The sequence below is a fragment of the Bradyrhizobium sp. genome (assembly GCF_035484855.1).
In the GTDB taxonomy this organism is placed as follows: domain Bacteria; phylum Pseudomonadota; class Alphaproteobacteria; order Rhizobiales; family Xanthobacteraceae; genus Bradyrhizobium.
The window spans coordinates 1-5,110 of the sequence record NZ_DATHOP010000270.1 but is presented as its reverse complement, the minus strand read 5'-3'; the positions used below and the strand labels follow the sequence as shown (position 1 = coordinate 5,110).

13 protein-coding genes are annotated in these 5,110 nt (G+C 62.8%); all 13 read right to left on the bottom strand.

Going from position 1 to position 5,110, the window contains the following annotated elements:
- Window positions 1-259, bottom strand: a 259-nt coding sequence (locus VK804_RS30700) for a 50S ribosomal protein L6 (protein ID WP_325752041.1), incomplete at its 3' end; no start/stop codon positions are given.
- Window positions 260-273: 14 nt separating this feature from the next.
- Window positions 274-672 carry a 30S ribosomal protein S8 gene (gene rpsH / locus VK804_RS30695; RefSeq protein ID WP_325752040.1) on the bottom strand — a complete coding sequence of 133 codons (399 nt, stop codon included), beginning with the start codon at window positions 670-672 and terminating at the stop codon, window positions 274-276.
- A gap of 13 nt (window positions 673-685) precedes the next feature.
- A complete protein-coding gene (gene rpsN, locus VK804_RS30690) occupies window positions 686-991 on the bottom strand; it encodes a 30S ribosomal protein S14 (RefSeq protein ID WP_325752039.1) in 306 nt (101 codons plus the stop codon).
- Window positions 992-1,034: 43 nt separating this feature from the next.
- Entirely contained in the window at window positions 1,035-1,592 is a 558-nt protein-coding gene (rplE, locus tag VK804_RS30685; RefSeq protein ID WP_325752038.1) for a 50S ribosomal protein L5, read from the bottom strand.
- Window positions 1,585-1,899: a 50S ribosomal protein L24 gene (rplX, locus tag VK804_RS30680; protein WP_325752037.1), complete on the bottom strand. Its 315-nt coding sequence runs from the start codon at window positions 1,897-1,899 to the stop codon at window positions 1,585-1,587. Before rplX ends, rplE begins: the two co-directional genes overlap by 8 nt.
- Window positions 1,899-2,267, bottom strand: coding sequence for a 50S ribosomal protein L14 (gene rplN / locus VK804_RS30675; protein WP_011441195.1), 369 nt, complete (start codon window positions 2,265-2,267; stop codon window positions 1,899-1,901). Before rplN ends, rplX begins: the two co-directional genes overlap by 1 nt.
- 79 nt (window positions 2,268-2,346) lie before the next feature.
- Window positions 2,347-2,595, bottom strand: coding sequence for a 30S ribosomal protein S17 (gene rpsQ / locus VK804_RS30670; RefSeq protein WP_079571012.1), 249 nt, complete (start codon window positions 2,593-2,595; stop codon window positions 2,347-2,349).
- Between the two features lie 9 nt (window positions 2,596-2,604).
- Window positions 2,605-2,811, bottom strand: a complete 207-nt coding sequence (gene rpmC, locus VK804_RS30665; protein WP_325752036.1) for a 50S ribosomal protein L29 — start codon at window positions 2,809-2,811, stop codon at window positions 2,605-2,607.
- 10 nt (window positions 2,812-2,821) lie between these two features.
- On the bottom strand, window positions 2,822-3,235 hold the full coding sequence (rplP, locus tag VK804_RS30660) for a 50S ribosomal protein L16 (RefSeq protein ID WP_325752035.1): 414 nt from the start codon (window positions 3,233-3,235) through the stop codon (window positions 2,822-2,824).
- 24 nt (window positions 3,236-3,259) lie between these two features.
- Window positions 3,260-3,958 carry a 30S ribosomal protein S3 gene (gene rpsC / locus VK804_RS30655; protein WP_325752034.1) on the bottom strand — a complete coding sequence of 233 codons (699 nt, stop codon included), beginning with the start codon at window positions 3,956-3,958 and terminating at the stop codon, window positions 3,260-3,262.
- Between the two features lie 17 nt (window positions 3,959-3,975).
- A complete protein-coding gene (rplV, locus tag VK804_RS30650; RefSeq protein WP_325752033.1) occupies window positions 3,976-4,356 on the bottom strand; it encodes a 50S ribosomal protein L22 in 381 nt (126 codons plus the stop codon).
- 10 nt (window positions 4,357-4,366) lie between these two features.
- Window positions 4,367-4,645, bottom strand: a complete 279-nt coding sequence (gene rpsS / locus VK804_RS30645; protein ID WP_325752032.1) for a 30S ribosomal protein S19 — start codon at window positions 4,643-4,645, stop codon at window positions 4,367-4,369.
- Between the two features lie 12 nt (window positions 4,646-4,657).
- The coding region (gene rplB / locus VK804_RS30640; protein WP_325752031.1) for a 50S ribosomal protein L2 at window positions 4,658-5,110 on the bottom strand (453 nt) is incomplete at its 5' end.

Sequence of the window (5,110 nt, the reverse complement as noted above, 5' to 3'; positions counted from 1 at the left end):
GCTTCTTCTCGAAACCCTTGGTGACGCCGGCCACCAGGTTGGCGATCTGCGCACGCGCGGTGCCGTACAGCGCCTGGGCGCGGTTGGTCTCGACCCTGGGCGCAACCTTGACCGCGCCGTTTTCGAACTTCACCTCGACGTCGTCATGGACGACGAACTGAAGCTGGCCCTTCGGACCCTTCATCTTGACGGTCTGTCCATCGACGGTCGCGGTAACGCCCGAAGGGACCGTCACAGGCCGTTTGCCGATACGTGACATAACTCGATCCTTCCTCAGAACACCGTGAAGAGAATTTCGCCGCCCACATTGGCGTCGCGCGCCTGGTGGTCGGCCATGATTCCCTTCGGCGTCGACAACACCGAAATGCCGAGCCCGTTGTTGACGCGCGGCAGGTTCTTCACCGAGGCGTAAACCCGCCGCCCCGGCTTGGAAACCCGCTCGATCTCGCGAATCACCGGCTCGCCGTCGAAATATTTCAGCTCGATCTCGAGCTCGCTGCGCCCCGAGGCATGATCGATGCTGGCATAGCCGCGGATGTAGCCCTCGGCCTTCAGCACTTCGAGCACGTTGGCGCGCATCTTCGAACCCGGGGTCGAAACCTTGGGCTTGGCGCGCATTTGCGCGTTGCGGATGCGGGTGATGAGATCGCTGATTGGATCGTGCGTTGACATCTGACGACCCTCCTTACCAGCTCGACTTCACGAGCCCGGGAATAAGGCCCTTGGAGCCGTATTCACGCATCGCGATGCGGCTCATCTTGTTCTTGCGATAGACCGAGCGGGGACGGCCGGTGATCTCGCAGCGGTTGCGGATCCGGGTTGCCGACGAATTGCGCGGCATCTCGGCGAGCTTCAGGGTTGCCGCGAACCGCTCTTCCATCGGCTTCTTCTTGTCGGCGATGATCGCCTTCAGCTTGGCGCGCTTGGCGGCTGCGTTCTTGGTCATCCGCTTGCGCCGGTCGTTCTTCTCGATCGAACTCTTCTTTGCCATCTTTGGCTCCTGGGTTTCCGCGTTTGAGAGGCTGACTAGCGTCTCACTGCCGGAACGGGAAATTGAATGCGGTCAACAAAGCGCGCGCCTCGTCGTCGGTGCGCGCCGTGGTGCACACCGTGACGTCCATGCCCCACGTTTCGCCCGCCTTGTCGAAGTCGATTTCGGGGAAAATGATGTGCTCCTTGATGCCGAGCGAATAGTTGCCGCGGCCATCGAAACTCTTCGGGTTCAGCCCGCGGAAATCGCGCACGCGCGGCAGCGCGACGTTGACCAGGCGATCGATGAACTCGTACATCTTGGTTTTCCGCAGCGTCACCTTGCAGCCGATCGGCTGGTTCTCGCGCAGCTTGAAGGTCGCGATCGCCACGCGTGAATAGGTCACGACCGCCTTTTGGCCGGCGATCAGCGACAGGTCGGCCGCCGCCAGCTCCGCCTTCTTGCGGTCGTTGACGGCTTCGCCGACGCCCATGTTGAGCACGACCTTGTCCAGCCGCGGCACCTGCATGAGGTTGGCATAGCCGAACTGCTCCGTCAGCTTGGGACGGATTTCCTTGTCGAATTGTTCGCGTAAACGCGGAACGTATGCGGTCTCAGCCATCGATCTCTGCTCCCGAGCGTTTGGCAAAGCGCACCTTCTTGCCATCCGCATGAATCTTGAACCCTACCCGTGTCGGCTTGCCGTCCTTGCCGACGATCGCGATATTGGACAGATGGATCGGCGACTCCTTGGAGATGATGCCGCCTTCCTGGGTCTGGCTCTGCTTCTGGTGGCGCTTGACGAGGTTGACCCCGCGCACCAGCGCCTTGTTGTCGTCGGGACGCACCTCGAACACTTCGCCGGTGCGGCCCTTGTCGCGACCGCTCAACACGACGACCTTGTCGCCCTTCCGGATCTTGGCGGCCATCACAGCACCTCCGGCGCAAGCGAGATGATCTTCATGTGGTTCTTGGCGCGCAGCTCGCGCGGCACCGGCCCGAAGATGCGGGTGCCGACCGGCTCCGACTGGTTGTTGATCAGGACGGCGGCGTTGCGGTCGAAGCGGATCACGGAACCGTCGGGCCGGCGGATGTCCTTGCGAACCCGCACCACCACGGCCTTCATGACGTCGCCCTTTTTCACCTTGCCGCGCGGGATCGCTTCCTTGATCGACACCACGATGACGTCGCCCACGGTGGCATAGCGGCGCTTGGAGCCCCCAAGCACCTTGATGCACATGACACGGCGTGCGCCTGAATTATCGGCCACGTCGAGGTTGGTCTGCATCTGAATCATTGATGCACCTCGTCCTCTTTCTGCGCGAAGTCGCGCTCAAATTTTTCCCGAAAGCCGCCCGGCCGAGCCGGAGCGGCCTTTAGGCCGTTTTCTTCTGTTCGCCCCGGACCACGGTCCAGCGCTTCAATTTCGAGATCGGCTTGCTCTCCTCGATCCACACCTGATCGCCCGGCTTGAACTCGTTGTTCTCGTCGTGGGCGTGGTAGTTTTTCGAGCGGCGGATCGTCTTCTTGTAGATCGGGTGGGTGAAGCGCCGATCGACACGCACCACCACCGTCTTGGCCTGCTTGTCGCTGACGACCACGCCCTGAAGCGTACGTTTTGGCATGTCGACCCCTTACTTCTTCGCGTCGCGCTTCTGCGCGGCGATGGTCTTGATACGGGCGATGTCGCGGCGGGCTTCGCGCAGCCGCGAGGTGTTCTCCAGTTGCCCGGTGGCGCGCTGGAATCGCAGGTTGAAACGCTCTTTCTTCAGATTGAGGACGGCGTCCTCCATCTGATCGGGGCTCATCGCGCGGATATCCTCAGGCTTCATCTGGGCCATGGCCACTTCCCTATTCCGCGATGCGCGCGACGAAGCGCGTCTTGATCGGCAGCTTGGCGGCGGCGAGCGAAAGCGCCTCCTTGGCGGTCTGCACGGTGACGCCGTCGATTTCGAAAATCACCCGGCCCGGCTTGACGCGAGCCACCCACAATTCCGGCGTGCCCTTGCCGGAGCCCATGCGGACTTCAGCCGGCTTCTTCGACACCGGCACGTCCGGGAAGATGCGGATCCAGACCCGCCCCGCCCGCTTCATGTGACGGGTCAGCGCGCGGCGGGCGGCCTCGATCTGGCGCGCGGTGATGCGCTCGGGCGCCATCGCCTTCAGGCCGAACTGGCCGAACGACAAGGTCGCGCCCGAAGTCGCGGTGCCGTGGATGCGGCCCTTGTGCGCCTTGCGGAATTTTGTCTTCTTCGGTTGCATCATGGCGTTAAGCCCTCAAACCTTCTCTTAAGCCGCGTCACGGCGCGGCCGCGAGGTTTCGCCCTCGGCCATCTTCTTGTCCTGGGCCATCGGATCGTGCTCGAGGATCTCGCCCTTGAAGATCCAGACCTTGACGCCGCAGGTGCCGAAGGTGGTGAACGCGGTGGCAACCCCGTAATCGATGTCGGCGCGCAACGTATGCAGCGGCACGCGTCCCTCGCGATACCATTCCATGCGCGCGATTTCGGCGCCGCCCAGGCGACCCGAGCAGTTGATGCGGATGCCTTCCGCGCCCAGACGCATCGCCGACTGCACCGCGCGCTTCATGGCGCGGCGGAACGCGACGCGGCGCTCGAGCTGCTGGGCGATCGATTCGGCGACCAGGGTAGCGTCGAGTTCGGGCTTGCGGATTTCGACGATGTTGATGACGACGTCGGAATCGGTGATGTCGGCGACCTTCTTGCGCAGCTTGTCGATGTCGGCGCCCTTCTTGCCGATCACGACGCCGGGCCGCGCCGAATGGATCGTCACCCGGCACTTCTTGTGCGGACGTTCGATCACGATTCGCGCCACCGCTGCCTGCTTGAGTTCCTTGTGCAGGATCTCGCGGATTTTCACGTCCTCGTGCAGCAGCTTGCCGTATTCGTTCTTGCCGGCGAACCAACGCGAATCCCACGTCCGGTTGATGCCGAGACGCAGCCCGATTGGATTGATCTTCTGACCCATCGTTCTCTCCCGCGCCGTTAAGCGCTCGCCTCGACCTGACGAACCACGATCGTCAGCTGCGAGAATGGTTTGAATACACGGCCCGAGCGGCCACGGCCGCGCGGGGCGAAACGTTTCATCACGATGCCATTGCCGACATGGGCCTCGGAGACGATCAAATCGTCGACGTCGAGGTCATGGTTGTTCTCGGCGTTCGCAATCGCCGATTCCAGGCACTTCTTGACGTCGACCGCGATCCGCTTGCGCGAAAACTGCAGGTCGGCGAGTGCCGCCGCAGCCTTCCGGCCGCGGATCAGCTGCGCGACAAGATTGAGCTTCTGCGGGCTGACCCGCAGCATCCGGGCAACCGCCTTGGCCTCGTTATCCGGGAGGACCCGTTCGCGCTTTGGTTTGCTCATCGCATATTCCTCAAGCCTTCTTGGCTTTCTTGTCGCCAGAATGGCCGTGGAAGGTCCGGGTCGGCGAGAACTCGCCGAACTTGTGACCGACCATTTCCTCATTGACCGACACCGGCACATGTTTCTGGCCGTTGTAGACGCCGAACACCAGGCCGACGAACTGCGGCAGGATGGTCGAGCGGCGGCTCCAGATCTTGATCACGTCATGACGGCCGGACGCACGCGCGGCATCTGCCTTCTTGAGCAGAGAGCCTTCGACGAACGGGCCTTTCCAGACTGCACGAACCATGTCCGGCGTTCCTTACTTCTTCCGCTTGTGGCGGCTGATGAGAATGAATCGATTGGTGGACTTGTTGGAGCGGGTCTTCTTGCCCTTGGTGGGCTTGCCCCAGGGGGTGACCGGATGACGGCCGCCAGAGGTGCGGCCTTCGCCGCCGCCGTGCGGATGGTCGACCGGGTTCATGGAGACGCCGCGGTTGTGAGGCTTGCGGCCGAGCCAGCGATTGCGACCGGCCTTGCCGATCGAGATGTTCATGTGGTCCGGATTGGAGACCGCGCCGATGGTGCCGGTGCAGCGGCCGTGAACCAGGCGCTGTTCGCCGGAGTTCAGGCGGATGATGACGTAGTCCTGGTCGCGGCCGACCAGCTGGGCGTAGGTGCCGGCGGAGCGGGCGAGCTGGCCGCCCTTGCCGATCTTCAATTCCACATTGTGGATGATGGTGCCGATCGGCATGTTGCCGAGCGGCATGACGTT